This is a genomic window from Pseudomonas sp. NPDC089743 (assembly GCF_044748785.1).
Taxonomy (GTDB): Bacteria; Pseudomonadota; Gammaproteobacteria; order Pseudomonadales; family Pseudomonadaceae; genus Aquipseudomonas; species Aquipseudomonas putida_X.
In genome coordinates this window covers 204946-230343 of record NZ_JBIVGS010000004.1, presented here as the reverse complement: position 1 = coordinate 230343, position 25398 = coordinate 204946, and the positions used below count along the sequence as shown (strand labels likewise).

Here is a 25398-nt window from a genome sequence, read left to right as displayed (position 1 = left end):
TGGCTTTAGCCTGTCGCAATACGCAGCAGCGATTACCACTGTCGTAGGCGCGGGTTGATGTAACCAGAAATGTTCATTTTTGTATACGAGAAATTGTGCATTCAATGCCCAGGTGGTGCCACGGCGCTTTGCGCAGTACCTGCCCTGGTTTATGTTGGGCGGCCACGGCACGCACTTCGACAGGACGCCACCATGCCATCGTCTTCCCAATTGATCAGCACCCTGTGCCTTGCCCTGGCCAGTCCCTGGGCTTGGGCCGACCAACCGCTGCCTGCGCCGCCTGAGCTTGAGTCCGGGTACCGCTCTGGCCTGCAAGCGGTTTACGCCAACCGGCACATGGTGGCGGCTGCCAACCCGCTGGCCAGTGAAGCCGGGCGGGCAATGCTGCGTGCCGGTGGCAGCGCTATCGATGCCGCGATTGCCATGCAGATGGTACTCACCCTGGTCGAGCCGCAATCGAGCGGCATTGGCGGTGGGGCGTTCATCCTGTACTGGGATGGCCAACGGGTGCAGGCATTCGACGGCCGCGAGACCGCGCCGGCAGCGGCGACGCAAACGCTGTTCCTGCAACCGGACGGCAGCCCGATGCCGTTTCGGGCAGCGCAGATCGGCGGGCGCTCGGTAGGCGTACCCGGGGTGCTGCGTGCCTTGGAAATGGCGCACGAGCAACATGGCAAGCTGCCGTGGAGTCAACTGTTCGCGCCGGCCATCGCGCTGGCACGCAGTGGCTTCCCCGTGTCCGAACGCCTGCACGCGTTGCTGGCGGGTGACCCTTTCATCGCCAAATCACCCGCCATGGCCCGCTATTTCCTGGATGAGCACGGCCAGCCGCTGGCGGTGGGCACGCAACTGCGCAACCCCGAGCTTGCCCATACCTTCGAACGCATCGCGCAGCAGGGCGTTGAGGCGTTCTATACCGGTGAAATTGCCGAAGCGATAGTCGCCCAGGTACAGGGGCATGCCAATGCCGGGTTCCTGTCACTGGCGGATTTACGCGCGTACCAGGCCAAGGAACGCACGCCGTTGTGCGGCCCCTACAAGGCCTGGCGGATCTGTGGCATGCCGCCGCCCTCGTCCGGTGCGGTGACCGTGCTGCAGACCCTGGGTATCCTCGAGGCGCTGCAGCACGCCATGCCACAACGGGACCTTGCGAAGCTGCCGCCCAGCCCCAGTGCCTCGCCTGCAGGCCTTGAGCCTGCGCCGCTGGCCGTTCACCTGATTGCCGAGGCCGAACGGCTGGCCTACGCCGATCGTGCCCAGTACCTGGCCGACAGCGACTATGTGCCGATACCGCTCAAGGCACTGACCGCCCCAGCGTACCTGGCCCGGCGGGCCACGCTGATCGGTGACTTCAGCATGAAACAGGCCCGGCCGGGCAGGCCGCAGGGTGCGGACCTGGCCTTGGCCCCGGACCGCTCGCCGTTGCGTATTTCCACCTCGCACGTTTCTGCGGTGGATGACAGCGGTCAGGCGCTGGCCATGACCACCTCGGTAGAGGCGGCATTCGGTTCGCACCTGATGGTCAAGGGCTTCGTGCTGAACAATCAGTTGACCGACTTTTCATTCATTCCTCAGGAGAAGGGCAAGCCCGTGGCCAACCGGGTGGAACCGGGCAAGCGGCCGTTGTCGGCGATGGCCCCGACACTGGTGTTCGCGCGGGCGTCCGGGGAACTGGTGGCCAGCCTCGGATCACCCGGTGGCTCGCAGATCATCGGTTACGTGAACAAGGCGCTGGTGGGTTTGCTGGACTGGCGGCTCGACCCGCAACAGGCCAGCAACTTGCCAAATTTCGGCAGCCGCAACGTAGGTACTGAAGTGGAAGCCGGGCTGACCAGCCCGGCGCTGATCCGGCAATTGGCGGCCTGGGGCCATGAGGTGACGCCCATGAGCATGACCAGCGGCATGCAGATCATCCAGCGCTCCGGCGCAGGCTGGGCGGGGGGCGCCGACCCGCGGCGCGAGGGCGTGGCGCTTGGCGATTAGTCGTGGTAGAAGACAACCTTGTCATTCAAAAGTTGAATACCAGGATGTCTATCAGCGTTAAATCGAATAGGAGCCTGTTCGACCTCGACCTGCTGCGTGCCATTGTGGTGGTGGCCGATTGTGGCAGCTTCACCACCGCTGCCGTACGCCTGCATTCGACGCAATCGACCATCAGCCAGAAAGTCCGCCGTCTCGAGGACATGGTTGGCCACCGCCTGCTGGTGCGCGGGAACCGTGACGTATTGCCGACCGACGCCGGCCAGACCTTGCTCGGTTATGCCCGGCACATGCTGGCATTGAACGACCAGATGCTCGAAGCCCTGGCCGGTGCCATGGTCGGCGTCACCGTACGCCTGGGCGTTCCGGAAGATTTCGTCGGTGGGCGTACCACCAACGCGCTGTCGGCATTCAGCCGGCTGCACCCGCAGGTCAAGCTGGAGGTCACCAGCGGGCTGTGCCGCGACCTCAGCCAGGCCTATGACAACGGTGAACTTGACCTGGTACTGCTCAAGCAGCGCCGCAACAGCCGCGAAGGCGTGGCGTGCTGGCCCGAGCGCCTGCAGTGGATCGACAGCGCACGCATGCCTGCCTTCGAACTCGACCCGATCCCGCTGGTGACATTTCCGCCACGCGGGCTGTACCGCGATGACATGATCAGCGCCATCGAAGGCATGGGCCGGCGCTGGCGCATCAGTTTTACCAGTTCCAGCCTCAGTGGCATCCAGGCAGCGGTGGCCGATGGTATGGGCATAAGCCTGTTGCCGCCACGGGCGGCCACTGGGGAGCATCGAGTGCTAGGGGGGGAACAGGGACTGCCGGAGGTGGACAGCTACGAAATCGTCATCGTCCACCGGCCGACGGCAGATGTGATGGTCACGGCATTGGCCAAGGTGATGTCCCAGGTGCTGGAGGGCGGAGGCATCTGATGCCTTTACGGCCCCAGCGCCGGCGTGCCGCCGATGGGGCCGGATGATCCGCGCATCACGGCATGCCCAGCCACTGCGGCAGTGCCAGCGAAATGAACGGCACGTACGTCACCAGTATCAGGAACAGCAGCAGGATCGACAGCCACGGCAGTGCGGCGCGAATCGTCTGCCCCAGCGTCAGGCCCGTCACCGCTGAAGTCACGAACAGGTTCAGCCCCACCGGTGGATGCACCAGGCCGATCTCCATGTTCACCACCATGACGATCCCCAGGTGGATCGGGTCGATCCCAAGCTTCATGGCGATCGGGAAGAAGATCGGCGCCAGAATCAGGATGATCGCCGACGGCTCCATGAAGCTGCCCGCCACCAGCAGCACGACGTTGACCATGATCAGGAAGCCGATCGGCGTCAGGCCCTCGGCCATCACCCACTGGGTGATCTGCTGCGGGATCTGCTCGGTGGTCAGCACATGGGCGAACAACATGGCGTTGGCGATGATGAACAGCAGCATGATGGTCAGCCGGCCCGACTCCAGCAGTACTTTCGGGCAGTCGCGCAGGCGCATGTCCTTGTACACGAACAGCGCGATGAACGCCGAGTACACCGCTGCCACGGCGGCCGCCTCGGTGGGGGTGAACATGCCGCTGTAGATGCCGCCCAATATGATCACCAGCAGCAACAGCCCCCAGAACGCACGCCTGGCGGTACTCAACCACTGGGCAAAACTGGCACGAGGTTGTGCGGGCAGGTTCTTGATCCGGGCGACGATGTAGATCGTCACCATCAGCGCCAGGCCCAGCAGGATGCCGGGTACCACACCGGCCATGAACAGCTTGCCTACCGAGGTTTCGGTCGCCGCCGAGTACACCACCATGACGATCGATGGCGGAATCAGGATGCCCAGGGTGCCGGCGTTGCAGATGATCCCGGCGCCGAACTCGCGTGGGTAACCGGAGCGCACCATGCCGGCAACGGCGATCGAACCCACCGCCGCGACTGTGGCCGGTGACGAGCCCGACAGCGCGGAGAACAGCATGCATGCCAGCACCGCGGCAATGGCCAGGCCGCCGCGTATGTGGCCGACACAGGCGTTGGCGAAGTCGATCAACCGCTGCGCCACGCCCCCGGTGGTCATGAACGCGCCCGACAGCAGGAAGAAAGGGATGGCCAGGAAGGTGTAGCTGTCGGAGGTCTCGAACAGTTTGATCGCCAGCGAGCTCAGGGAGTCCTGGCTGAACATCAGGATTGAAAGTGCGCCCGACAAGCCTAGCGAAATCGCGATCGGCACCCCCAGGAACATGAACACGAACAACAACAGGAACAGGCAGATGACCGTCATCAGTGATGCTCCTCACCTGGGTTGGCCAGCTTGCTCGCCTCGGCAGCCTCGTCGGCCAGGCCCAGGCCATACTGGCGGTGGGTGAACAGGCGATAGAGGATCTGCAGGTAGCGGACGATGACCAAGGCGAAACCGAAGGGCACGATCAGTGCGATATGGCCGACCTTGATGCCGTAGCGGTCCAGGTCTTCGGCGCCGATGCCGGCTACCAGCACCGCGCTTACCCATTTGATGCTCGCCACCAGGAACAGCCCGGCATACGCCAGGCAACAGGCACAGGCGATCATCGCCAGCACGCGTTGTACGGGCTTGGGGGTGCGCCGCACCAAAACGTCGACCCCCAGGTGGCCGGCGGTGCGCACGCCATAGGCAATACCGAAAAAGATCAGCCAGCCAAAGAGCGCCTTGGTCAGGGCTATGCTCCAGGTCATTTCCTGGGCGTAACCCATCAGGTGGTCGCCGATGCCCAGCAGCAGGTCACTGGCAAAACTCCAGTGATCACTGAGCGTGTAGAACACGGTATAGAGGTTGTTCAGTGCTACGTAGACGAAGGTCACCAAGGTCATGGCCGCCAGGAGAAAGGCGATCATGCCCTCCTCGAAGTGCTCCCAGACACGCCTGAGCGATTGCATAGGAATTCTCCACACAGAGAGAGGGTTGGCCACCTGTGCCAGAGGTGGCCGGGGCAGGCGTGCGGCTGTCAGGAAGCCTTGTTGGCCGCCTCGGCGGCCTTGATCAGGTCAGCGCCGATCTGGTCGGAGAACTTGTCCCACACCGGGCGCATGGCCTCACGCCATTGCTGGCGCTGCTCGGCAGTCAGGGCATCGATCTCGCTGGTCTTGGCATCGATGATTTTCTGCCTGGAGGTCTGGTTGAGGGCTTCGGCCTGTTTGTTCACCTCGACGGTGACCTGGTCCATGAGCGTTTCCAGCTCGGTACGCACATCCTCAGGCAGGCCGCTCCAGAACTTGGCGTTGGTGATCACCATGTAGTCGATCAGGCCATGGTTGGTCTCGGTGAAGAACGGCTGCACCTCGTTGACCTTCTGGCTTTCGTAATTGGACCAGGTGTTTTCGGTGCCGTTGACCGTGCCGGTCTGCAGGCCTTGATAAACCTCGGCGAAGCTCATCTTGCGCGGGTTGGCGCGGATCGCCTTGAACTGCTCTTCGAGCACGCTGGAGGCTTGCACGCGGAACTTCAGGCCGCGGGCATCTTTGGGCAGGATCACTTTCTTGTTGGCCGACAGCTGCTTGAGGCCGTTGTGCCAGTAGGCCAGGCCGTGGATGCCTTTGTCTTCCATCGAGGTCAGCAATGCCTTGCCCTGCGGGCCTTGCTGGAAGCGGTCGACGGCCGCCAGATCGTCGAACAAAAACGGCAGGTCGAAGATCTGCACCTGCTTGTTGTAGTGCTCGAACTTGGCCAGGGAAGGCGCCAGCATCTGCACATCACCCAACAGCAGTGCCTCCATCTCCTTGCCGTCGCCGAAGAGTGACGAGTTGGGGTAGACCTCGACCTTGACCTTGTCCTTGAGCTTCGGGTCCTGCGCCACCAGCTTCTGGAACATCAGCGCACCCTGGCCTTTGGGCGTGCTGTCGGCCACCACGTGGGCGAACTTGATGATTATCGGATCGGCAGCCTGTGCAAGGCCGGCCATGGACACTGCAGCGGCGCAGAACAGCGCCTGGGTCAGCTTCAACATCGATGTCACCTCTGATTTATTGTTGTAGGAGGATTGGAGGTAAAGATGGACCAATGGCTTGCGTGTGGTGAATTAGCATTTGTATAAGACAGCATTCGGTATAGCCGAACGCCCGCGCGGTTCAAGCGGGCGCCTGTGCCAACAACCGCTGCGCCCGCAACACCACTGGCGCATCCACCATGTGCCCGTCCAGCTGAAACGCACCGGCCCCGTTGGCTGCGGCGCTCGCCGTCAGCACCCGGCGGGCCCATGCCAGCGCCTCGGCGCTGGGGGTGAAAGCCGCGTGAATCACCGCCACCTGCGCGGGGTGAATGCACAACGCCCCGCCATACCCCAGGTCGTAGGCATGGCGCATCGCTTGGTGCAAACCTTCGGCATCGCCAATGGCCGGAAATACCCCATCGAGCGGTGGCAGCAGGTCGGCACCCCGCGAGTGTAGCTGCACGGCCATGCGTGCTTGATCGAGAAATTGCCGGGCCGCAGCGCTGTCGGTGTTCAGGTGAAGGTCCAGCGCCAGGTCCAGGCTGCCGAACGACAAGCGCTCGACCCCCTCGGCATGGGCGATCTGCTCCAGCGCCAACAGCCCCTTGGCGCTTTCGATGATGGGCCATACCGGTTTGCCGGTGTGCCGTGCTACGGCCACCTGGGCTGCGTTTTCCACCTTGGGCAGCAGCACGCCGGCGATGCCAGGCTGCTGCGCGCAAAAGGCCAGGTCCGAGGCATGTTCCGGGTGCTGCGGCGCGTTCACCCGGACCCACACCGACGCCAGTGGCGTGGCCTGCAGGAAAGCCCCCAGGTTGTCCCGGGCCTGACGCTTGAGGGGCTCCTCCACGGCATCCTCGAAATCGACGATGACGGCATCAGCCCCCGCCGCCAGCGCCTTGGCGAAACGCTCAGGCCGGCTGCCGGGTACGAACAGCGCAGAGCGGACGGCGTTCATACCACACCGCTTGCGGCCAGGCTGGCCTGCTCTGCCGGGCTCAAGCCCAGTTCGCCGAGGATGCCCTGGGTGTGTTGCCCAAGCGCCGGCACGCCGTCCATGCGCGGGGCAAAGGCTGCATTGCGCCCTGGTGGCAGCAGCGAGGGCAGCTTGCCGGCCGGGCTGTCCACTTCACGCCAGCAGTCGCGGGCCTGCAACTGTGGGTGGTGCCACACCCCGTGCATGTCGTTGACCCGGGCGTTGGCGATCTGCGCCTCTTCAAGGCGTGCCACTACCTGGTCCAGCGACAGGCTGGCGAAGCCCTCGATGATGATCTGGCGCAGCACCTCGCGGTTATCCGAGCGCTTGAAGTTGGCATTGAAGCGGTCATCACTGGCCCGCTTCGGGTCCAGCAGCACCTTTTCGCAAAACAGCGCCCATTCCCGTTCGTTCTGAAGGCCAAGCATGATGGTGCCGCCACCGCCAGTGGGGAACGGCCCATACGGGTAGATGGTGGAGTGCGAAGCGCCGGCACGTGGGGGCGGCGGCGCGCCGTCGTAGGCGTAGTACATCGGGTAGCCCATCCACTCCACCAGGCTTTCGAGCATCGAGACGTCGATGCGGCTGCCGACACCGGTTTTCTCCCGCAGCAGCAACGCCGAGAGCACGCCCGTATACGCGTACATGCCGGCGGCGATGTCGGCGATCGAGCAGCCGGCCTTGGCCATGTCGTTTTCGCCCGAGCCCCCGGTCACCGAAAGAAAGCCGCCTTCGCTCTGGATCAGCAGGTCATAGGCTTTTTTCTTTTCATAAGGCCCGCCTTCGCCATAGCCGGAGATATCGCACACGATCAGCCGTGGGAAGCGCGCGTGCAGGGCGTCGAACGACAGCCCCATGCGCGCTGCTGCACCCGGGGCGAGGTTTTGCACCAGCACATCCGCCTTGGCCAGCAGGGCCTGGAGAATACCGTCGGCGGCGTCCTGCTTGAGGTCCAGGGTAAGGCTTTCCTTTGAGCGGTTGGTCCATACGAAGTGCGAGGCCAGGCCATCGACACGCTGATCGTAGCCGCGGGCGAAATCGCCGCTGCCAGGGCGCTCGACCTTGATCACGCGGGCGCCTAGGTCGGCCAGCTGACGGGTGCAGAAGGGGGCCGCGATGGCGTGCTCCAGGCTGATCACGGTGATGCCGTCCAGCGGGCGGGGCGTTGTTTGAGTCATAGGGTCACCTGTTGGTGTTCAGTGCAGATCAGCCAGCGAGCGGGCGTCGCGCAGTTGCCACACGCGCTCGATCAATGCCTGGCCCTGGGCCGGGCTGCGCGCGCCGGAATAGGCCAGCAGGCGCTGGAACTTGGCCTCGAGCTCAGGGCGCGACAGGGTGTTGCCGGGGTCGCCTTTGGGTTCGTCGATGGCGGCGCTGAAGCGCCGGCCGTCGTTGCCGGTGACCTCCACGCGGCCCAGCCAGCGCTTGGGGTAGGCGGCGTCCACTTCGGTGTCCAGGTGCATCTCGACGCGCTCGCGAAAGTGCGCGACCTGTGGGTCGTTCAGCGCCAGGTCACGGAAGTCGATGAGTTGAGCGCTGCCATGCACCGCAATCAGCCCAAGTACGGTGCCCATCGAGAACTTGGCCTGGTGGACGGTGGCCGGTGTGGTAACGCGGCCAAGCACATCGATCGCGCCCTGATGCACGCGGGTGACGACCTTGGCGATCTGGTCATGGCGCAGGCCTTCGCGCTGCATCAGCACCAGCAAGGCATCGGCGGCGGGGTGGGTATGGCGACACGACGCGTGGTACTTGAATGAGGTTTCCACCAGGGCCCAACGGGTGCCCAGGCGGTCGCTCAGGCGCGCCGGGTCAGCATCGCAGGACATGCCGGCGGCCATGCCCTGTTCGCCTTCGAGGATATTGCGCGCACCGCTCAGGCCATCGGCGGTGAGGTAGGCGGCCAGCAGGCCGTCGGCGGCAGCCTTGGCGGTGTGCAGCTGTTTGGAGTCGGCGGCGTCGCGCAGAAACTCCCAGAGCCCGGCGGCCTGGGTGCCAGCGCTGCCGAGCAGGTTGATGAACTGCGCCTGGTTGAAGCCCAGCAGTTTGCCCACACCCACGGCGGCGGCCAGGGTGCCGGCAGTGGCGGTGGTATGGAAGATGCGGTAATGCGAGCGGCCGAGGAATTCACCGATGCGGATGCCGGCTTCATAGCCGGCTACCGCAGCCAGCAGCAGGTCCTGGCCAGACTTGCCAAGGTCCTGCGCCGCCGCCAGAACGGCAGAAAACACGACGGTGGCCGGGTGCAGCACCGAGCTGTTGTGCAAATCGTCCTGCTCGACCAGGTGCGAGGCCGCGCCATTGACCAGGGCGGCGAAGTAGGGCGATGACGTGCGCCCGTTGGTCAGCACCCGCGCACGGCCTTGCGCAGGCCCCATGCGTTCGGCATAGCGCTCGAACAGCGGGATCGGATGCGCGCCTTGGCTTGCCAGCGCTGAGCCAAGCCAGTCCAGGAACAGGTCTTCGGTGCGGTCCAGCACGTGGCCGGGCAGGTGCGGGTAGCGCAGGTCGGCGAGAAAGCCGGCCAGGGCATGGGTATGCTGCATGCTCAAGCCCTCAGAAGCTGCGCGGCAGTTCGAGCAGGTGCTCGGCCACGTAGGACAGGATCAGGTTGGTGGAAATAGGCGCCACCTGGTACAGGCGGGTTTCGCGGAACTTGCGCTCGACGTCGTATTCGCAGGCGAAGCCAAAGCCGCCGTGGGTCTGCAGGCACGCATTGGCAGCTTCCCAGGAAGCCTTCGCCGCCAGGTACTTGGCCATGTTGGCGCTGGCTCCGGCCGGCTGCCCGCTGTCGTACTCGGCGCAGGCGCGCCAGCGCATCAGGTCGGCGGCCTCTATTTCGATGTGCGCCTCGGCGATGGGGAACTGCACACCTTGGTTCTTGCCAATCGGCCGGCCGAACACCTCGCGGTCACGGGCGTACTGGCTCGCTTTCTCGACGAACCAGCGGCCATCGCCGATGCATTCGGCGGCAATCAGGGTGCGCTCGGCGTTGAGGCCGTCGAGGATGTAGCGGAAGCCCTTGCCTTCTTCACCGATCAGGCTGCTGGCCGGCAGCTCGAGGTTGTCGAAGAACAGCTCGTTGGTCTCGTGGTTGACCATGTTGGCGATCGGCTGCACGGTCAGGCCCTTGCCGATGGCCTCGCGCAGGTCGACCAGGAAGATCGACATGCCCTCGGACTTTTTCTTCACCTCAGGCAAGGGCGTGGTGCGGGCCAGCAGGATCATCAGGTCGGAATGCTGGACCCTCGAGATCCACACCTTCTGCCCGTTGATCACGTACTTGTCGCCCTGGCGCACCGCAGTGGTCTTGATCTTGGTGGTGTCGGTACCGGTGGTCGGCTCGGTCACGCCCATCGATTGCAGGCGCAGTTCGCCACTGGCCAGTTTGGGCAGGTAGTGGCGCTTCTGCTCTTCGCTGCCATGGCGCAGCAGGGTGAACATGTTGTACATCTGCCCATGCACGGTGCCGGAGTTGCCACCGCAGGCATTCACTTCTTCCAGGATCACCGAAGCTTCGGCCAGGCCCAGGCCCGATCCGCCGTAGTGCTCGGGGATCATCGCCGACAGCCACCCAGCGTCGGTCATGGCTTTTACAAAGGCTTCGGGGAAGCCTTTTTCTTCATCGATCTTGCGCCAGTAGCCGGCGTCGAATTCGGCACACAAGGCGCGCACGCCTTCGCGGATGGCATTGAGATCATCGCTGTCGTACGTATGCATGCGGGGGTTCCCTGTCCAGTTCTCAGTCGAAAAGCACGTCGGCGCTCTGCGCCACGCCGTCGGCATTGCCGGCCCACAGTTGCGCCTGGCCCGGTGCGCCCAGGCGCCCGGCCACGTCGAATGGGGTGGGCACGGTCAGTGGGCGTACACCGCGGTAGGTGAACTGGCGCAGGCGCTTGCCGGGGTTGGCGCGCTGGAAGGCGCGCAGGGTGAGGGTGGCGATCAACGGGCCGTGCACCACCAGGCCGGGGTAGCCCTCGGTGCCGGTGACATAGGGGTAGTCGTAGTGGATGCGGTGGCCGTTGAAGGTGACGGCGGAGTAACGGAACAGCAGGGTCGGGGAGGGCGTAACGGCCTCGCTCCAGTCGCTTGGGGCGCTTGGCACGGCACTGCTGAGTTTGGGCGGGGTCGGTTCGCGGTAGACGATATCCTGCTCTTCACGCACGCACAGTGCGCCGTGCTGTGAATACTCGTGGCGCACGGTGACGAACAGCAATGCGCCACTGCGCCCGTGCTTTTCTTCGATGTTCACGATGGTCGACAGGCGCTGGGCCTCGGCACCGACCTTGAGCGGGGCAATGAACTCGACACGGCCCCCGGCCCACATGCGGTTGCGGTTGTCGGCGGGGGGCAGGAAGCCGCCGCGCGCCGGGTGGCCATCGCGGCCCAGTTGCGATTCGGCCACCGGCTCCTGGAAAAAACACCACATCCACAGCGGTGGCAAGGGCTGCCCCACGGCGGGGGCGCTTTCGCCGAGGGTGGCGGCGATGCGCTTGATCAGGTTGCGGCTGAGCTCATCGACGGCTTCTTCGGTGCGGCCGATCCAGGCGCTGTAATCCGTGGGCGGGTGCGTAGCAGTCATAACCATTGGCCTCTGCATTTGTTGTTATGCAGCGATCATGCGAGGCACCTGGCATTCTGTGAATTTGCATTTGTGTAAAGCAGCGTTCATGTATGCTGAACGCCTGCACCCCTTTCGGATAGGCCCATGCATTTCGATCTGGCAGACCTGAGGCTGTTCATTCATATCGGCGAGTCACCGAGCCTGACCCAAGGCGCGCGGCGGGCATTCCTCTCGCCAGCCGCCGCCAGTGCACGGGTCAAGGCCCTGGAAGCGCAGCTGGACACGCGCCTGTTGTACCGTGACAGCCGGGGTGTCGAGCTGACGCCGGCGGGGCAGAAACTGCTCATGCATGCGCGGTTGATCATGCGCCAGGTGGACTACCTGAAAGCCGAATTCGCCCAGTTCGGCACCGATTCGGCCGGGCATATCCGCATCTTTGCCAACACCACTGCCGTGACCGAGTTCCTGCCCGAAGTGCTGGCGGGCTTTCTCGCCAAACGTCCCGGCGTGACCGTGGACCTGCAGGAGCGCCTGTCGCGGGATATCGTGCGCGGTGTGCTCGATGGCAGCACCGACATGGGCATCATTGCCGGCCCCGTGGAAGCCAGCGGCTTGCAAGTGCTGCACTTCAGTACCGACCGGCTGGTGCTGATCGTGCCGGCAGGGCATGAGCTGGCGGGCAGCCGGCAGGTCACGTTGAGGCAGACGCTGGCGTTCCAGCACATCGGGCTGCACGACGGCAGCACCTTGCTCAGCTTTCTGCGTGACCATGTCGAGCGCATGGGCTTGAGCCTATCGCTGCGTATCCAGCTGTCGAGCTTTGAGGCCATCTGCCGGCTGGTGGAGGCGGGCGTGGGGATTGGCATCATCCCCGAGTCGGCGGCGATCCGCCACAGCCAGACCATGAACCTGGTCACCATCGAACTGGATGAAGCCTGGGCCGTGCGTGAGCGGAGCATTCTGGTGCGTGAGCTGGATGCGCTGCCTGGGACGGTGAGGGCGTTGATCGCCACCTTGATGCCTGAGGGGGAAGACAGCGCATTGCAACCGCCCCCGGCCCCCTAGAAGAAACTACGCTGAGCCTTGAACGTCACCATGCTCTCGCAATACGTGTTGATACCGGCATAGGCATCGCAGCCCCCGCCGTTGAGGTCGGAGTTGCTGTAGATCAGGTTCAGGTCGATGCCCAGCCAGGGCCGCGACAGCTCCAGTGACCAGTCGGAGAAGGCATTGACCTGGCTGCCGTCGCCGATGGTGAAGGGCGTGCCCAGGCGATGATGGGCGAGTTTGACCGTGAGGTCGATGTCGAACAACGGCAATTGGCCGAAATCGGCGAACAGCGTACCGGTGCGATTGTCCGGGTTGTCACGCCAGGCCCCGCCGATCCGGCTGCCCATGACCGAAATGCCGCCATACAACGCATAGCTGTCCGGCCCTGCGATGTTCGGCTGGCTGTAGTGGATCAGGCCTACTTCGTAACCCAGTGTGCTGTCGAAGTGGTGCTTGTAGCCCAGGTAGCTGTCGAGGCGCAGGGTCGAGTCAGGCGTTACCCCCATGCTAGGCGCATACTGGCCCACGTACCAACCGCTGGAGTGGCTGAGGTCCAGGCCACCGTGAAAGGCGCCGCTGGCGCTGGGCGAAATCAGCCCCTGGGCCATGCTGCGTGAAGGCGTGGTGCCAAGTTTGAAGTCGAAATCGCCCAGTTCGCGCTGTATTTGCTGCGCCTGCAGCGCTGTGCTGAACAGCAGAGCCGCACTGAGCAACAGAAAGGGCCTGGTCATGGTCACCGTCCTGGAAGGCTTGCGCTTGAGCGGCACAGGATACCTGTGTTGGCGGGTGGGGAAAACAATACGGCGTATTCCAGCGGATTCAGGCGGGCTCAATCGGGTTCTGGCCCAGGTGGCGAACGTACTGCCTGCTTTTTGAATTCAACCTTCGATCGCCCCGGGCGTTTCGGCCGCCTCGGTCACCACCTGCTTGCTGGCGGCGCGCAAGATCACGCGCTTGCGCAGTTCGTACTCATCCAGGGACAGTGCCTGGCGCTGGATGGCTTCGAGCTGCAGCTGGCGGGTTTCTTCCGCGGTGTAAGGGCGCAATTCCGGGTGGCTGGCGCAACCGCTGAGCACGGCAATGGCTGTAGCGGACAAGGTGGCGAGCAGCAGGCGGGCCGTGGTGTTCATCGCGAAGCTCCAGGATTCGGGGATGGTGTATGACGAATCGATGGAGCAAGGTTATTGAGCGGCCGCGATCATTAGAAATTGCCATTCTCGATAGTGACTATCGATTGCACCGTGTGAAAACGGCAGGCTTTGCTAGCCCTAAGCGCCACGCGGGCTTGAGGGATACTGGGATGCGTATGCCATTGTCATGTCTCGTGGCTCACTCAGGTGTCAAAGGCGATCAGGCTACCCACCGCATCCAAGCGATCACCACCACCATCACGCTGCAAAGCAGCCACTGCACACCACTGAGCCCGGCAATCCGATAGACCGCTTGCAGCGGCCTGCGCCAACGATAGTCGCGGGCCTGCGGCCCCCAATCGGCGGGCTGCAGCAGCCCGATGATGCCAATGAGCACGTAGGTGCCCAGGCCAAGCGGCCCCAGCCAATGCCATAACAGCACGGCCAGCCCAAGCAACGGCCCTGCGTTGCGTATGACCAGGTAGCGACGGTCGCGGGTGATGCGCTTGCTGACGCACCAGGCGCTGAGGCGTTGATCGATGTCTTCAAGGCTGGCTGCAATCTGCGCCCAGTGGCCGAACAGCCACTGGCCCATCTTCGCTGCCAGCAGCCCGCCCACCGCGTAAAGCGGGAGCAGGATCAAGGTGGTGACAGGGTCCAGATTGGGCAAGCTTTTCAGCGCCAGGGCCAGTGTGATCACAGCGGCGGCGCGTTTGACGCCGTGGGGCGGGTCGCGGGGCTCGACCAGCATTTTCCAGAACCAGGCGTCATGGTTGGGGAACATCCCCAGCAGGTCGGGGTAGCGCGCTGCGAACGCCTCTGACAGGCGCTCGCAGGCTTGCCAGTCGGCCTCGACGAAGGCGGCGGCCATTGCCTTTTGCTGCTCAGGGTGAGGCGCCGACAGAAACAGCGCGGCGGCGTTGGCATCGGGGCTGGCCTGCGCCTCGCGGCGATCCGCCAGGCTGCGCAGGTGGCTCAGCCAGGCTCGCTGTTGGTAACGCCTGCGCAGGGTTTGCCAGTGCTCGTCTGCAATCGGCGGCTCGGCACCTGATGCGTTCCAGGCGAATGTCTGGCACAGGTGCTCGAACAGCTCGGGCGGCCAGCCTTCATCGTTCAGCAACAGGGTCAGCACGTGCACTTGAAGCGCTTGGCGACGCTCCAGGTCCGCTAGCCAGCCTTGGCGACTGGCCCGTTCGAGCATGCCGCTAAAGCGCTCATGCTCGCCTACGGCCAATAATTGTTCGAGCGCGTTGTAGAGGGTGGCAGCGAGTATGAGCGACAGGTGCTGCTGTTCGGCGTGCGAGGCGGGAAACTGCTGCCATGGGGTGAGCCACTGACGCTGTTCGATACCCCAGTGCAGGGTATGGGAATGGGCTGATGCGGCGCGCAGGCAACGCTCGAACAAGAGGCGTTCGAAGACGCCCTCGATGCCTTTTGCTTGCGCTTGGGCCCAGGCCTTTTCGATGGCCGAGTCGACGAACCCGTCCAGCAAGGCAACGGCTTGCTCATGGGCTGAACCCGCGTGGAGCGTACGGCTGGCGGGTGGTGTGTCGGGCGCTGGCGCGCGTTCGGTAACTTGAGCATCCGTGCGCTCCCCCTGCAGCGCCTGCAGGGCCTGTTCATAGGCGTCGCGCAGCTGCTGGAACGCGGCCGGGTCTTCGTCGGGTCGCGTGACTTTGAGCAGTTTGGCGTACTGACGCTTGAGGCTTCGCGCGTCGCACGCGGATGTAAGCTCCAGCACCTGCCAGCAATCGTCAACCGAGCTCATCGGTCAGCGCCCGTCGCTGCTTTCGAATGCTGCCATGCGCGCGTTCAGCTCGTGGCGCGCCCGGCCGATGACACGTTCATCCTGGCTGGCAAGCGCCTCTTGGAACCGTGTGGCCCAGTGGTCTACCAGCTCACGACGCTCGCCCAGGCTTTCTTCATACAAGCGCTCCAGGCGGGCGACCAGCAGGGTGTTGACCTGCTGGTCGCGTGGGTGCACTTTCAGCGCTTCGAGCTTGTGCAGGCATTCGGCAATTTCATCGGCGCTGAGCACGCCGGGGTTGTTCTCGATGACCAGCGCGAACTGCTCGCCAGTGATGGGGATGCTGACCTGGCATTCGAGCAGGCCGTTGCTGTCGTAGGTGAAGCGCACATCAATTTCAACCACGCCCTTGTTCGGCGGCACCGGGATTTCCAGTTCGCCCAAGGCGATGTTGTCACGCACCAGGCGGCTCTCGCCCTGGTAGATCTGTACCCGCACGAGCTCTTGCGCCTCATGCACCGTGTACACGGTTTTCACCCGGCTGACAGGGACGGTGGAATTGCGCTCGATGATCGGCAGATAGTGCCCGCTCTCATGTTCGTTGCCCACCCGCCGCAGGGTCGCGATGCCGAGGGTATAGGGGCAGACGTCGGTCAGCACCACTTCTTCCAGCGCCGCGTGCCGTGCCTTCAAGGCGGCCTGCACCGCAGCGCCCAGCGCTACGGTTTCGTCCGGGTTCAGCTGCACCGAAGGGAAGCGGCCGAACAGGCTGGCAGCCAGCTTGCGGACCAGCGGCATGCGCGTGGCGCCGCCCACCAGCAGCACCTGGTCCAGTTCGTCGCTGCGTATGCGGGCATCGCGCAGGGCGCGTTCCACAGGGTTGCGCAGCCGCTCCAGCAAGGGTTCGAACAGCGTGGCCATGGCCTGCTGGGTGAAGGTGTGCTGCCAGCGTTGCGCACCGACCTGCAGCACGAATTCGCTGGTGGGGGAGTGGCCCAGTGCGATTCGTACGCGCTCGGCCTCGCGGCGCAGTAGCGGGCTGATCGACGCGCTATCCGGGAAGTCCGGATCTTCAGCGTGGGCCTGGATAAACTGCCTGGCCAGCAACTGATCGAAGTCCTCGCCACCCAGGTAGTTGTCGCCTGCGCTGGCACGTACCTCCATCACGCCGTCGAACAGCTCGAGGATCGACACGTCGAAGGTGCCACCGCCCAGGTCGAACACCAGAAACGACGACTCACTGCCGTGCTGGGGCAGGCCGTAGGCGAGCGCCGCGGCGGTAGGCTCATTGATCAGCTTGTCGACTTTCAGCCCGGCCAGCTCACCGGCGATGCGGGTCGCCTTGCGCTGGGCATCGTTGAAGTAGGCCGGCACGCTGATCACCGCTTCGGTGACTACCACGCCATAGGTGCGCTCGACATCTGCCTTGAGGCTTCTGAGCAGCATCGCCGACAGCTCTTCGGGACGAAACGGCGTCGCGCCCAGCTGCAGCGTGCGGGCACTGCCCATATGCCGTTTGAATAGCGCTGCGGTCAGTGACGGGTGCGTGCACAAGCGTTCGCGGGCAGCCTGCCCAACCAGTATCCGGCCTTCGTCGTCGAGCCCGACCACAGAGGGCGTCAGCAATTGCCCCAGGGCATTGGGCACCAGTTCACTGGTGTTTTCGTTCCATACCGCGACCAGGCTGTTGGTCGTACCAAGGTCAATCCCGACAATCATGGCGAATTCCTTTTCGTTCCGAATGCAAGTTTACGGCGCTGTCACCGAGGCAGAATGCGAGGCCGGCCACAAAAACGCAAAAAGGCAGGCCCTGCTTGAACTTCATCGAGTATTGAGTCTCTAGAATACCGCTCCCGGCTGATGGCAATGTGTCAGCAGCTGGTCGCCCCAGGACATGACAAGGATGAAGATGATGCAAGCAAGCAGGGTATGGCTAGGACTGCTGATCGCCGCAGGGGTTCTGCTGGCCGGTTGTGACAACGCGCAAGCACCTCGCAGTGCGACGGCCCCTCAAGGCCAGGTTGCGGCCGAACAACCCAGCGCCGAACAAATCGAGATCGAGAAGTACAACGCCTATGTCGATGCCGCCAACAGCGGTGGCAATTTTGCGGCCATTCTGGATCACCGCCGAACAGAGTATTCGAAGGACCTGCAGTCCAAGAACAAGCTGTCGGAGTACTACCTGTTCAGCGCCTACGACATCAGCCTCCTGCGCGACAACCTGAACAAGGCACTGGCCTTGCCGTCACCCATGCCGGACCTGGACGCGCCAGCAAAAGCGATGCTGGTGGCGCTGGACAAGCTGCAGCCCGTCCACAGCGAACTCGCCAACTACGCCGCCTCCAAAGGCTACCTGAGCGATGGTGGCCAGAAGGCCAGGGCGATGGAGCCGGCCCTGGATGCAGCGCTCGAGGGCGTTGCCATCGAGCAGGCCAAGTTCTATGACGGCCTGGCCAAGCGCGATGAAGTCAACACCCGACAGGCGTTCGACGAGGCCGAAAAGGACTCGCTGGCGTATTACCGCGCCGGGATCGTGCTATACGCCAAGCAATCGATGCGCTTGTCCACCGACTTCTTCCAGTCGGCCGGGGCCGAGGCGTCGGTCAAGCCATTTGAAGAAAGCCTGGGTAAAACCGCGCAGATGATCGAAGGCTGGCACAAGCAAAACACGGCAACCGGCCCAGGCTGCAGCGTGATGCTCAGCCGCCTGAACCAGTTTGTCGGCAAGGGCCGCGAAGCTATCGATACGGCCAGATCCGGTGGCTACAAATACAATGAGCAACGCCAGATGGCATGGAAGCACAACAACCCGATCGAGCATGATGCCAAGTTCTTCGGTAGCGCGTTCGACGATGTGATCAACGACCTGAACTCCACGAGCTGCAGCTGAGCAATTTTGGCATTTGCGCGACGCGTCGGTAGCTACCGTACACCGGCGGCACGCGTCGCCCAAAGGTACGTGATCAGCCTCCGGGCCTGCACCACCCCTGTGGGAGCCGCGCTTGCCGGCGATGGGCCGCAAAGCGGCCCCAGTTACCAATGCCTGCTTCGGGTTGAAAGCTGCCGGTCGGGATGGGTTGCTTTGCACCCAATGCAGACACTTGATACTGGGTCGCTTAGCGATCTTTCAGTCATCCAGGAACGGCAATACCGGCATGTAGTAGTGCCGCGATAATAAACGGAGACTTTTTCTCCAGATACTCAGCCATCCCACCCGTATTGCTCGACTCCAGTTGGAGCTTCAACGCTTCATACTGCTGGCGCATTGAGGCATTGCATCTGAGCAAATCTCTGAACCCCAGCATCTGGGTGATCGCAATGTGGCCACGAACACAAGCGTGGAGCTTGTGCGTGCGAATCCCATCCACATTACGCCGATAGAAATGATGCCCTTCCGACAGATCACTTCCTCGTATATACCCCAAACCCATCAACACCTCGTCCCGCGCCGAGGCGTTGCTATGATCGTGAACCTCGATGAGTACATCGATCTCGGGCTTCGCCGCGAGTCCTGGAACGGAGGTACTTCCAACATGTTGGATGGCAATCAGTTCATCGCCAAAGGCCGAAGCGATGAGTGGCTTGTCTGCCAGAAAGCGAGCGGGCCACGTGGGGTTGTAGGGGGTGATCTTGCTGGTCAATGCCATTTCCGTTCCTTGGCGGCTAGTACTCAATGATCCGAATGTTCCCTCAAAACTTGTGCACTCGCCAGCGCCTACATCTGGCCGACTGCCGCCCTATGCGAAGGGCAGCAATGAGTCGAAAGCTGCCGCTCGTTATTGGCTCCTTTCGACACGTAGTAGACAGCGATTCAAAGCTCAGTGGTCAGGTCCGCCCTCATCGCCGGCAAGCCGGCCACAGGAATGTCACCGGCCTTCAGGCATGCGGTGTACCTGTGGGAGCCGCGCTTGCCGGCGATGGGCCGCGAAGCGGCCCCGGGTACAAATGCCAGCTTCGGGTTGAAAGCTGCCGTACGTGACAGGCCGCTATCGACCCTTAGCTGCCTTTCGTTCGGGGCAGCAACCGGCCAGAATCGGGCATAGAAGCCTGAGAATCTATAGCGCCGAAACAGCCTCACTTGGAGCGTAAAGATGAGTAAACTCACCGCACTAATTGCAGAAGCACAGGCAGGACTTTCGATCCAGGAGAGAATTCCTGAGGAGAAATGGGCGGCAATTGCCGCGCAATGTGGGGCTGTAGAGGTAGCAGAAATCATGGAGCGGATAGCACGGCTCAAAGCCGAACTCGAAACCAGTGAAGATTGGGATTGTGACGCTAGGGATGACATTCATGCGGCTATCTACCGCTTTTCCCAACTATTGAGGCGCACCGCCGGCTAACTCGACAAGCACCCGATCATACCTACCTGAGGGAGTCCGCTATGCGTCGAAAGCAGTCAGTCTTGACCGGCAGCCGTTACCCCCTATGATGGGCTCCCGAATCAAGGACTGATTTCATGATTACCTGCCATGTCAAATACATCTTCGACCCGTTCCAAGTAGGCGCCTTCGCTGGCCCACCCTTTGCGAACGCACACTCATGAGTGAAATTGAAATACTGTCCTTGTCTCCAGACGGTCGCTACCAAGTCCAGGCGACCCCGTGGGAAGCTGGCAACACGCACTGGGTGTTCCCGCCGCAAATCATCGATACCCAAAACGCAAACGTGGTGTTTGGCTTTCAGGATCCTCTATGGTCAGCAGACCTCAGCACCTGGTTGAGCCCGACCCGGGTCGAACTCAAGCTGCGCAAATACCCCGGCCATCGAGCCCCTCGGGGGCTCACGGTGATCATTGAGTGTGCGCTGCGTACCGCTGAATATGGCGATGGTACACACATTGAATTAGCCCGTCTGGAAAGCACCCTTGAGGGGATGCTCGATCTGCTCGGCTGAACTCTACTTGTCGGCAAGGACCTGAATGATGGATTGGAAAGCGCTGGAACTGGCGCTGTTCGACGCCGCCAGGCAGGCATTGCAAACGCTGCTCGATGAGGGGGGCAGCCCTTTGTACGCCGCAGCCTTTCACGCCAGCTACCGAGAAGAAGGGGCGGTTTTGTCGCTGCCCAGCTTTGCCGCAAACAGCCTGCAAGCACTCAGCGAAGACTACCCCGACGAGGAAGATGAAAGCTTCAGTTCGGTGAAGTGGAACCCGGTGGACTGGCGCTGGGATTGGGAGATTTGCGCGGGTGAGTCGTTCACGCGGCTTGATGATGAGCTGCAAGCCCACGCCAACCGGCTTGGCCCGCGCCAATGGAAAGCGGCTGAGCAACGCTTGCTGGTCACCGTTAGCCGTGCCGCCAGGGCGCTGGGCCGCCATTTCGCTCAGCATCCTGGTGTGACGCCTGGTTTCGTGGTGATCTTTCATGACTTTGCTGGCTATATGGCCTTGGCCAAGCGCAGCATGACCCGCCAGCAGTTCGAGGAAAATTTCCCGGTCGAACTGGCCATTGAAAACACCCAGCGCGCAGTCGCTGCCTTGCCGCTCGCCGAGCAGGCCGCGTTCTACGTCAGCCGCTTGCATTGTTCGGATGGCATTTCGGGGGAGGACGCAGAGCGCTGGCTGATTGCCAACGGCCGTCCGGCACAGGCAGCGCTTATCGAACAGCTCAACGGGCACAAAGAGCCTACCGCTGCCGCGCGCATTCTCGGGCTGTCTGGCATGGCTGATGAGCCCGTCATTCAGGCTCTGCGCCGGCAGGCTATAGAGGCCTGTGAACAACCGACCCGCAACTGGTGCGCAAAGGCCTTGGGTTACCTCAAGGATTTCGACTGGCTCATGCAGCAAGCGTTCGACGTCGCTGTGGTGGGAGTCTGCGCCAACTTTGACGGTTTCCGCTGGCGGGGCGTGGAGCCACCGGTGCTGGACTACACACCTGTTGAGCGTCTGCTTGATCAGCGTCCTGAGCTCGCGGCTGCTGTTGAAGAGGCCCTTGAAGACGTCTACGGTCAGATCGATACCACCACCGCCGATGTCAACGAAGCCTTGCGCGGTTTGGCTTCACCCCGCGTAGCCATTCGTCGTCACGCCGTGAGTGGGTTGAATAACCGTGGCCTGCTGCCCGACGACGCGCTTCGAGCCATCGAGGCGCTACGCCTGGCAACCCAGGATGCCGATGAGCAGGTGCGGCACCTCGCGGGTCTCGGCCTGGAAGCCATGCAACCGTTTGCTGCCTTCCACCAAGGGTCGCTTTAGGTCGATTGCGGTCAGTCACGACCGGCCGCATTCGACCCGGAGCGTATAAAAACTCTTTGCCAGACCTAGAGTGTGCGCTTTTACATGAAAGCTCAAATTTGTGGGCACGTCAGCCGATCTGGATTTCGCCCAGGAACGCGACTTCCAGCCTAGTTTTTTGTTCCTCTCGCGCTCGAACTCGCCCGTGGCCGCTTCGGATCGAGATCTGCCGGCCGGGATTGGCTGCGTTCGACCCAAGGCAGGCGTTGCGAGGAGAGGCCGTCCCGAGCGGCACGCATAACTTCAGCGTGTCACTGCTAGCGCCTCTCGTATTTCTTGAACTACCAGCTTTTCAATACCTGCCTCTTGCGCCCCCACCGAGTGAACTGCACAGCATACGGCGGAGTCACCAACATCACACCGATAAACCGCAACAACGCTGCCTGGCCCCGATCCGGTATGCCCAGCCAATATCAGGTCTCCCTCGATTGCGCCTCGCATCAGGCCGAGCGCGTAACCAGGCGTCAACCAAGGCCGACCTGCCATTGGGCCACCCAGTACTCGTGTGGCCTGCATTTCCCGAATCAGATTGTCAGGTAGGACATCTCCAGCAAGCACACCATCCAAGAGCCGGGCAGCTTGTGAAACAGAGCCAATCAGCAGTCCGTGATAGACCCAGCCGGGGTCGTAACTCAGGTGATTCCCGTTCAGTTCAGCGCGCTCAGTTGCAAAGCGAACCGTCGATAGGTCGAGCGGCTTCAGGACTTGCTGTCTGACAGTGTCTGCGATCGACAGGTCGGCAGCACGCTCGATGATTTGGGCTACCAGCATGAAACCAACATTCGAGTAACGCCAACCCGTTCCAGGGCTATACCGCAGTCGGTGCCCATCCAGGCGCTGCATCATTTCGCCTACGGGCCATGCAGACTCATGATTGGCTACGGCGGCGTGGTATTCGGGAAGTTCGCCATAGTCCGCGAGCCCGGCCTCGTGACGCAGAAGTTGGCGCAGAGTGAATACACCCTCGGGAAGCGAAGCATCCAGGTCAAGCCTGCCGTCGCGGACTAATGTCAGGGCTGTCGCGGCTAATACCGTTTTCGTGAAACTCCACCAGGGCACGAGGGGGTCGTCCTGCAACGGTGGAGTTTTCAATCGGCCGTTGATAAGGGTAGAAATCAGCATCGGCTACTCAGTCGTGAATGACAGGTGAGTCTGGAGAGTGGGACGAGAGCATGCTTTATTACCGCGCAACCCTTCAATCTGATGTCTTTTGATGCGAGCTTTCCACGCGAACGTCCGCTGGCGGCCGTTTACTACTTTCCGCGAACGGCGCTAGGGTCGATAGCAGCCCTTGGCGACTGACGACTTTCGACCCAGAGCTGGGCCTCACTGCAGAAATCATGTTTCTAACAGCCGGATCGCACCGAACGTTTTTACCCAGCCTGGACCCAAAGCAGACATTTGTAACCGGGGCCGCTTCGCGGCCCATCGCCGGCAAGCGCGGCTCCCACAAGGTATACCGCATGCCTGAAGGTTGCTGACATTTTTGTGGGAGCCGGCTTGCCGGCGATGAGGCCGGAACTGACCACAGAGCGTTGAGTCGCTGGCTGCTATCGATACATTGCAGACATTCCGGACACGGCTTCAGACTGATCGCTGTTTCACACGAGCATATAGCTACTCGGTGTCTTCCTTACGCTTTCATTAGCGATCCACCAAAAATTCTTGGCGGTCACGCAGCAGCGCTTCACTCGCGATTTAGCATCTAATGACCTGGGGTAACCTGACCAGGCTGTGTGCCCACACTCGCGAGAAAAACATCGGTATCTCGATTACTCCGCAGGCAGACCACGCGACAGCTCGACGGGGCTGTTAGCACCAATCGCTTCATCGCCTCCCGCGACGAGGTTTTCGTCCGCCACATGAACCTGAAAAACTCCGGCAGGTTGGCCAGTAAATCCGGACAGTTGTCCGGCAAGTCGGGTCGGGTGCGACCGCGGTTCCACATCGCTCTGAGGAAAACGCGCCAGAATCGAAGCGGTGCCGAGCGATCAATCCAAATCAACATGTCAGCCCGGGCCAGCCGGTTGTTCCATGTGGCCGAATGCCCGCCTTCGAAGATCCAGCGCTCACGGGCCTCGACCACATGACAAAGACGCGTCTTCTCGTCCCGGCTCCGCTCAACCCACCCTGGCTGCCAATGAATCGTGTCGATATGCACGACCGGCAAGCCTGTACGTTCACCGAGCTTGCGCGCCAGGGTACTTTTCCCAGAACCTGGCTGACCAATGATCATCACCCGTTGCATTGAAACTCCCTCTCGCCATGCCTGCTAAATTTCGGGCGCGGGATTTTACGGCAATGGGCGAGGAGGTCAACCGCAAGCACACTTATGTGCTGGGCGTTCGGTGCAAATCGGCAACTGCTGTTGATAGCGAGTATCGACCTATATCGGTGAGCCGAGCCGAGACCGAATGCTGGCCTGTGTCTACCAGGGCGAAGCGTAGTCGACGTGCGCATGTCTTTGATGCGTCGGCACGCGGGGAGGTATCAAGCGTTCCTAGCGCTATGGATATCCAGCCGGCATATTCACCTTCAGAGCGTGACCAGAATAAAGTCGAGAGCCGCACGCCATACAAAATTCGTGCATTACTTTCGGTGAAGGTGCAAGTAACCGGCTGGAGCTTAGTGTTGACAAGGCACTATGAGGCCACTGACGCAAAACAAAAAGAGCCACGCTGGGCATGACTCTTTTATTTCAGCGGGCTGCGTTTTTACAGCGACTGCAGGGAAATACTGGCGCTCGTAGAGTCTTGTGGGCTATCAGCGTCCATCCAGACCCACTGCGTACCGTCACCTTGCAAGTTAGTGCTGACACTTTGAATCTGTGTCGCCACAATGCTAACCGCTCCGGGCTCCGAAGCGGTAGGCCCAATATTGGTAACTTGCCCAGCCAGTAAGCCGTTGGACGTTTCATTCACAACAAACACCGTCGCAGCGGCTTCGCGGAACTGGCACGAGATAAACTGGGTGATCTTGCTGGCGATGGTCAGATTCATCCATTTTGATGGTGGCACCGCATAATAGCGACTGTATTTGTTGAAAGGGTATTGCTCGCCATTGGCCTGCAAGGGATTATTGTTAATCCCGCTGGTGTTGGTCGGCATGCTGGTACTGCCCAACCACAGTTCGACCTGGGCTATACCACTGTTGCTTGGTAAGGAGACCGAAATGGTCTGGGTGTCGGTGCCCGAAACGAAGCCCAATGAGGCCAAACCTGCATTAGCCGTGGTACCTGGCACGGTAATCCGTGCCGGAGGCTGGCTATTGCTCCATACCACACTGACGGTGGCATTATTGTCACTCCCCGCCGAGTTATACAGGAAAATCCCGTATATCTGGCCCGGACGTAACGTCGTGCAGGTGGCGGTATCACCAGGGCTCAACGTAATCCGTTGGCCACCATTCCAGTTGATTTGTGATGCGGCGATAGCGAAGCTTTCCATTTTTATACTCCTTTAATAGATCCGTCATGGTAAGCGCGCGTACATCCCTAATATCCGTTGCGCGCTTACGAGCTTAGTCACGCTTGAAAAAATGGCTATCGCCCATTTAGAATCATTGGCGATTAGTGAAATATGGCTAAAAGCCATTTATCTTGCCTGATTATGCAATGGCTGTTTCCATGCAAATGGATGCTGCAATAATGTCTGTAGTGACAATTGGATGCCGACTATTCTTCGGATTCTATTGAATAGCCCGAGCGCTTCGGCTTTGCGACCAATGGCACATCGTCGGTTTTCCTCGTTCGAACGGTCAGGCAGCGACAT

General features: G+C 61.9%; 23 protein-coding genes. 7 read left to right on the top strand and 16 right to left on the bottom strand.

The annotated features are described in order from the left end of the window. Window positions 1-192: 192 nt before the first annotated feature. Together ggt and ACIPZC_RS10240 are read left to right on the top strand one after the other, a co-directional pair. Entirely contained in the window at window positions 193-1983 is a 1791-nt protein-coding gene (gene ggt / locus ACIPZC_RS10245; RefSeq protein WP_400626652.1) for a gamma-glutamyltransferase, read from the top strand. Between the two features lie 44 nt (window positions 1984-2027). Next, a complete protein-coding gene (locus ACIPZC_RS10240; RefSeq protein WP_400626650.1) occupies window positions 2028-2909 on the top strand; it encodes a LysR substrate-binding domain-containing protein in 882 nt (293 codons plus the stop codon). 55 nt (window positions 2910-2964) lie between these two features. Here ACIPZC_RS10240 and dctM read toward each other — a convergent pair whose 3' ends face one another. From dctM to ACIPZC_RS10200, 8 genes are all read right to left on the bottom strand, one after another. Further along, window positions 2965-4248 carry a C4-dicarboxylate TRAP transporter large permease protein DctM gene (dctM, locus tag ACIPZC_RS10235; protein ID WP_241805207.1) on the bottom strand — a complete coding sequence of 428 codons (1284 nt, stop codon included), beginning with the start codon at window positions 4246-4248 and terminating at the stop codon, window positions 2965-2967. Beyond that, window positions 4248-4880 carry a TRAP transporter small permease gene (locus ACIPZC_RS10230; RefSeq protein ID WP_241805206.1) on the bottom strand — a complete coding sequence of 211 codons (633 nt, stop codon included), beginning with the start codon at window positions 4878-4880 and terminating at the stop codon, window positions 4248-4250. The genes dctM and ACIPZC_RS10230 overlap by 1 nt, the downstream gene beginning before the upstream one ends. A 68-nt stretch (window positions 4881-4948) precedes the next feature. Further along, window positions 4949-5947, bottom strand: coding sequence for a TRAP transporter substrate-binding protein (locus tag ACIPZC_RS10225; RefSeq protein ID WP_400626648.1), 999 nt, complete (start codon window positions 5945-5947; stop codon window positions 4949-4951). Between the two features lie 121 nt (window positions 5948-6068). Beyond that, window positions 6069-6887 carry an HpcH/HpaI aldolase/citrate lyase family protein gene (locus ACIPZC_RS10220; protein ID WP_400626646.1) on the bottom strand — a complete coding sequence of 273 codons (819 nt, stop codon included), beginning with the start codon at window positions 6885-6887 and terminating at the stop codon, window positions 6069-6071. Then, window positions 6884-8083 (bottom strand): CaiB/BaiF CoA transferase family protein, encoded by a 1200-nt coding sequence (locus ACIPZC_RS10215; RefSeq protein WP_400626644.1) that lies wholly within the window; start codon window positions 8081-8083, stop codon window positions 6884-6886. Before ACIPZC_RS10215 ends, ACIPZC_RS10220 begins: the two co-directional genes overlap by 4 nt. Window positions 8084-8101: 18 nt before the next feature. After that, complete coding sequence (locus ACIPZC_RS10210) at window positions 8102-9451, bottom strand: MmgE/PrpD family protein (protein ID WP_241805202.1); 1350 nt, start codon at window positions 9449-9451, stop codon at window positions 8102-8104. A gap of 10 nt (window positions 9452-9461) precedes the next feature. Beyond that, complete coding sequence (locus tag ACIPZC_RS10205; protein WP_267816672.1) at window positions 9462-10625, bottom strand: acyl-CoA dehydrogenase family protein; 1164 nt, start codon at window positions 10623-10625, stop codon at window positions 9462-9464. Between the two features lie 22 nt (window positions 10626-10647). Beyond that, the gene (locus tag ACIPZC_RS10200) at window positions 10648-11487 is read right to left on the bottom strand and encodes a MaoC family dehydratase N-terminal domain-containing protein (RefSeq protein WP_400626641.1); all 840 of its coding nucleotides are present in this window, start codon (window positions 11485-11487) and stop codon (window positions 10648-10650) included. Between the two features lie 126 nt (window positions 11488-11613). Here ACIPZC_RS10200 and ACIPZC_RS10195 point away from each other — a divergent pair, with 126 nt between their 5' ends. Continuing rightward, on the top strand, window positions 11614-12534 hold the full coding sequence (locus tag ACIPZC_RS10195) for a LysR family transcriptional regulator (protein WP_349974858.1): 921 nt from the start codon (window positions 11614-11616) through the stop codon (window positions 12532-12534). Here the strand turns inward: ACIPZC_RS10195 and ACIPZC_RS10190 are convergent. The 4 genes from ACIPZC_RS10190 to ACIPZC_RS10175 all read right to left on the bottom strand — a co-directional run bounded on the left by ACIPZC_RS10190 (window position 12531) and on the right by ACIPZC_RS10175 (window position 17115). Continuing rightward, a complete protein-coding gene (locus ACIPZC_RS10190) occupies window positions 12531-13250 on the bottom strand; it encodes a TorF family putative porin (RefSeq protein WP_400626639.1) in 720 nt (239 codons plus the stop codon). The genes ACIPZC_RS10195 and ACIPZC_RS10190 overlap by 4 nt on opposite strands. A 147-nt stretch (window positions 13251-13397) precedes the next feature. Beyond that, window positions 13398-13649: a hypothetical protein gene (locus ACIPZC_RS10185; protein ID WP_400626637.1), complete on the bottom strand. Its 252-nt coding sequence runs from the start codon at window positions 13647-13649 to the stop codon at window positions 13398-13400. A gap of 220 nt (window positions 13650-13869) precedes the next feature. Beyond that, window positions 13870-15417, bottom strand: coding sequence for a J domain-containing protein (locus tag ACIPZC_RS10180; protein WP_400626635.1), 1548 nt, complete (start codon window positions 15415-15417; stop codon window positions 13870-13872). Window positions 15418-15420: 3 nt separating this feature from the next. Further along, the gene (locus ACIPZC_RS10175; RefSeq protein WP_400626633.1) at window positions 15421-17115 is read right to left on the bottom strand and encodes an Hsp70 family protein; all 1695 of its coding nucleotides are present in this window, start codon (window positions 17113-17115) and stop codon (window positions 15421-15423) included. Between the two features lie 193 nt (window positions 17116-17308). Here ACIPZC_RS10175 and ACIPZC_RS10170 point away from each other — a divergent pair, with 193 nt between their 5' ends. Continuing rightward, window positions 17309-18286, top strand: coding sequence for a YiiG family protein (locus ACIPZC_RS10170; RefSeq protein WP_400626631.1), 978 nt, complete (start codon window positions 17309-17311; stop codon window positions 18284-18286). 241 nt (window positions 18287-18527) lie between these two features. Here ACIPZC_RS10170 and ACIPZC_RS10165 read toward each other — a convergent pair whose 3' ends face one another. Next, window positions 18528-19043: a GrpB family protein gene (locus tag ACIPZC_RS10165; RefSeq protein WP_349974854.1), complete on the bottom strand. Its 516-nt coding sequence runs from the start codon at window positions 19041-19043 to the stop codon at window positions 18528-18530. Window positions 19044-19487: 444 nt separating this feature from the next. Between ACIPZC_RS10165 and ACIPZC_RS10160 the strand changes: the two genes are divergently transcribed. The 3 genes from ACIPZC_RS10160 (at window position 19488) to ACIPZC_RS10150 (ending at window position 21589) form a co-directional block, all read left to right on the top strand. Beyond that, a complete protein-coding gene (locus tag ACIPZC_RS10160; RefSeq protein ID WP_400626629.1) occupies window positions 19488-19736 on the top strand; it encodes a hypothetical protein in 249 nt (82 codons plus the stop codon). Window positions 19737-19935: 199 nt separating this feature from the next. Continuing rightward, window positions 19936-20289, top strand: coding sequence for a hypothetical protein (locus ACIPZC_RS10155; RefSeq protein WP_241803798.1), 354 nt, complete (start codon window positions 19936-19938; stop codon window positions 20287-20289). 25 nt (window positions 20290-20314) lie between these two features. Then, window positions 20315-21589, top strand: coding sequence for a DUF4303 domain-containing protein (locus tag ACIPZC_RS10150; protein ID WP_400626627.1), 1275 nt, complete (start codon window positions 20315-20317; stop codon window positions 21587-21589). Window positions 21590-21871: 282 nt separating this feature from the next. Here ACIPZC_RS10150 and ACIPZC_RS10145 read toward each other — a convergent pair whose 3' ends face one another. From ACIPZC_RS10145 to ACIPZC_RS10135, 3 genes are all read right to left on the bottom strand, one after another. Beyond that, window positions 21872-22750 carry a serine hydrolase domain-containing protein gene (locus tag ACIPZC_RS10145; RefSeq protein WP_400626625.1) on the bottom strand — a complete coding sequence of 293 codons (879 nt, stop codon included), beginning with the start codon at window positions 22748-22750 and terminating at the stop codon, window positions 21872-21874. Window positions 22751-23333: 583 nt separating this feature from the next. Continuing rightward, window positions 23334-23876: an AAA family ATPase gene (locus tag ACIPZC_RS10140; protein ID WP_400626623.1), complete on the bottom strand. Its 543-nt coding sequence runs from the start codon at window positions 23874-23876 to the stop codon at window positions 23334-23336. 466 nt (window positions 23877-24342) lie between these two features. Beyond that, entirely contained in the window at window positions 24343-25074 is a 732-nt protein-coding gene (locus tag ACIPZC_RS10135) for a hypothetical protein (RefSeq protein WP_349975722.1), read from the bottom strand. Between the last annotated feature and the right edge of the window lie 324 nt (window positions 25075-25398).

Bases quoted from the DNA above. Each gene is read 5' to 3' on its own strand.
- ggt (WP_400626652.1), top strand. From the start codon at position 193: ATGCCATCGTCTTCCCAATTGATCAGCACCCTGTGCCTTGCCCTGGCC.
- ACIPZC_RS10240 (WP_400626650.1), top strand. From the start codon at position 2,028: ATGTCTATCAGCGTTAAATCGAATAGGAGCCTGTTCGACCTCGACCTG.
- dctM (WP_241805207.1), bottom strand. From the start codon at position 4,248: ATGACGGTCATCTGCCTGTTCCTGTTGTTGTTCGTGTTCATGTTCCTG.
- ACIPZC_RS10230 (WP_241805206.1), bottom strand. From the start codon at position 4,880: ATGCAATCGCTCAGGCGTGTCTGGGAGCACTTCGAGGAGGGCATGATC.
- ACIPZC_RS10225 (WP_400626648.1), bottom strand. From the start codon at position 5,947: ATGTTGAAGCTGACCCAGGCGCTGTTCTGCGCCGCTGCAGTGTCCATG.
- ACIPZC_RS10220 (WP_400626646.1), bottom strand. From the start codon at position 6,887: ATGAACGCCGTCCGCTCTGCGCTGTTCGTACCCGGCAGCCGGCCTGAG.
- ACIPZC_RS10215 (WP_400626644.1), bottom strand. From the start codon at position 8,083: ATGACTCAAACAACGCCCCGCCCGCTGGACGGCATCACCGTGATCAGC.
- ACIPZC_RS10210 (WP_241805202.1), bottom strand. From the start codon at position 9,451: ATGCAGCATACCCATGCCCTGGCCGGCTTTCTCGCCGACCTGCGCTAC.
- ACIPZC_RS10205 (WP_267816672.1), bottom strand. From the start codon at position 10,625: ATGCATACGTACGACAGCGATGATCTCAATGCCATCCGCGAAGGCGTG.
- ACIPZC_RS10200 (WP_400626641.1), bottom strand. From the start codon at position 11,487: ATGACTGCTACGCACCCGCCCACGGATTACAGCGCCTGGATCGGCCGC.
- ACIPZC_RS10195 (WP_349974858.1), top strand. From the start codon at position 11,614: ATGCATTTCGATCTGGCAGACCTGAGGCTGTTCATTCATATCGGCGAG.
- ACIPZC_RS10190 (WP_400626639.1), bottom strand. From the start codon at position 13,250: ATGACCAGGCCCTTTCTGTTGCTCAGTGCGGCTCTGCTGTTCAGCACA.
- ACIPZC_RS10185 (WP_400626637.1), bottom strand. From the start codon at position 13,649: ATGAACACCACGGCCCGCCTGCTGCTCGCCACCTTGTCCGCTACAGCC.
- ACIPZC_RS10180 (WP_400626635.1), bottom strand. From the start codon at position 15,417: ATGAGCTCGGTTGACGATTGCTGGCAGGTGCTGGAGCTTACATCCGCG.
- ACIPZC_RS10175 (WP_400626633.1), bottom strand. From the start codon at position 17,115: ATGATTGTCGGGATTGACCTTGGTACGACCAACAGCCTGGTCGCGGTA.
- ACIPZC_RS10170 (WP_400626631.1), top strand. From the start codon at position 17,309: ATGCAAGCAAGCAGGGTATGGCTAGGACTGCTGATCGCCGCAGGGGTT.
- ACIPZC_RS10165 (WP_349974854.1), bottom strand. From the start codon at position 19,043: ATGGCATTGACCAGCAAGATCACCCCCTACAACCCCACGTGGCCCGCT.
- ACIPZC_RS10160 (WP_400626629.1), top strand. From the start codon at position 19,488: ATGAGTAAACTCACCGCACTAATTGCAGAAGCACAGGCAGGACTTTCG.
- ACIPZC_RS10155 (WP_241803798.1), top strand. From the start codon at position 19,936: ATGAGTGAAATTGAAATACTGTCCTTGTCTCCAGACGGTCGCTACCAA.
- ACIPZC_RS10150 (WP_400626627.1), top strand. From the start codon at position 20,315: ATGATGGATTGGAAAGCGCTGGAACTGGCGCTGTTCGACGCCGCCAGG.
- ACIPZC_RS10145 (WP_400626625.1), bottom strand. From the start codon at position 22,750: ATGCTGATTTCTACCCTTATCAACGGCCGATTGAAAACTCCACCGTTG.
- ACIPZC_RS10140 (WP_400626623.1), bottom strand. From the start codon at position 23,876: ATGCAACGGGTGATGATCATTGGTCAGCCAGGTTCTGGGAAAAGTACC.
- ACIPZC_RS10135 (WP_349975722.1), bottom strand. From the start codon at position 25,074: ATGGAAAGCTTCGCTATCGCCGCATCACAAATCAACTGGAATGGTGGC.